Origin of the sequence: Nocardia sp. NPDC004168 (assembly GCF_040610355.1) — a bacterium.
Lineage (GTDB): Bacteria > Actinomycetota > Actinomycetes > Mycobacteriales > Mycobacteriaceae > Nocardia > Nocardia sichangensis.
This window is the reverse complement of the sequence record NZ_JBEXME010000114.1, coordinates 1-1107: the sequence shown is the minus strand read 5'-3', so window position 1 is coordinate 1107 and position 1107 is coordinate 1. Positions and strand designations below refer to the sequence as shown.

Annotated in this window: 1 protein-coding gene; it reads right to left on the bottom strand. The window is 65.4% G+C overall.

Features of this window, described 5'->3' with window-relative positions; translation table 11 throughout:
* Entirely contained in the window at positions 1–1101 is a 1101-nt protein-coding gene (locus ABZW96_RS37670; RefSeq protein WP_355081668.1) for an IS630 family transposase, read from the bottom strand.
* Positions 1102–1107 lie beyond the last annotated feature (6 nt).

The following is a 1107-nucleotide window of genomic DNA, read 5'->3' as shown; positions in this document are numbered from 1 at the left end:
CTAGTGTTCCGCGCCTGAAATCCGTTGGATATATCGGGCGAGGGAGTCGAGGATTTCCTCGGCGGTTTTGCGCCAGACGAACGGCTGGGGATTCTCGTTCCAGTGCTCGATCCAGGTGGTGACGTCTTTCTCCAGCGCCGCGACGCTTTTGTGGACGCCGCGGCGGGTGAGCTGGTCGGTGAGGTAGCCGAACCAGCGTTCGACCTGGTTGAGCCAGGAGGAGCCGGTCGGGGTGAAATGGACGTGGAAACGGGGGTGGCGGGCGAGCCATTCGTTGACGATCGGGGTCTTGTGGGTGGCGAGGTTGTCGCAGACCAGGTGGACATCCAGTTCGGCGGGCACGGTCTTGTCGATCGTGACCAGGAACTTGCGGAACTCGGTCGCCCGGTGGCGGCGGTGCAGCTCGCCGATCACGGTGCCGTCGGCGATATTGAACGCGGCGAACAGGCTCGTGGTGCCGTGACGGGCGTAGTCGTGGGTGCGGCGCTCGGGCATGCCCGGCATCATCGGCAACACCGGCTGGGAACGATCCAAAGCCTGCATCTGCGACTTCTCGTCCACACACAACACGACAGCCCGCTCGGGCGGATTGTGATAGAGGCCGACGACATCCACCACTTTCTCCACGAACAACGGATCGGTCGACAGTTTGAACCCGTCGACCAGATGGGGTTTCAGCTCGAACCGCCGCCAGATCCGCCCGATCGTCGATTTCGACAATCCCGTCCGCTCGGCCATCGACGACCGGGACCAATGCGTGGCATCACGCGGTGTCTGCTCCAGGGTCAACGCCAGCACCTGTTCCACCCGATTCAAAAGGATCGACGGCGGCCGTCCCGGCCGGGGTTCGTCGGCGAGCCCGGCCAGGCCGTGCTCGATGAACCGTTTTCGCCACTTCGCCACGGTCATCGGTGTGACACCGACCGCTGCCGCCACATGCGCGTTCGCTGCTCCAGGCTCCGCGCACGCCAGCACGATCCGGCACCGTAACGCATACGCCTGCGTCGAACTCGCCGCCCGCGCACCCCGCACCAACTCCCGACGCTGAGCCTCGGTCACCACCAAATCCGGGCCCGATCTCGGCCGCCCCGTCCTCGCCACCGCCGA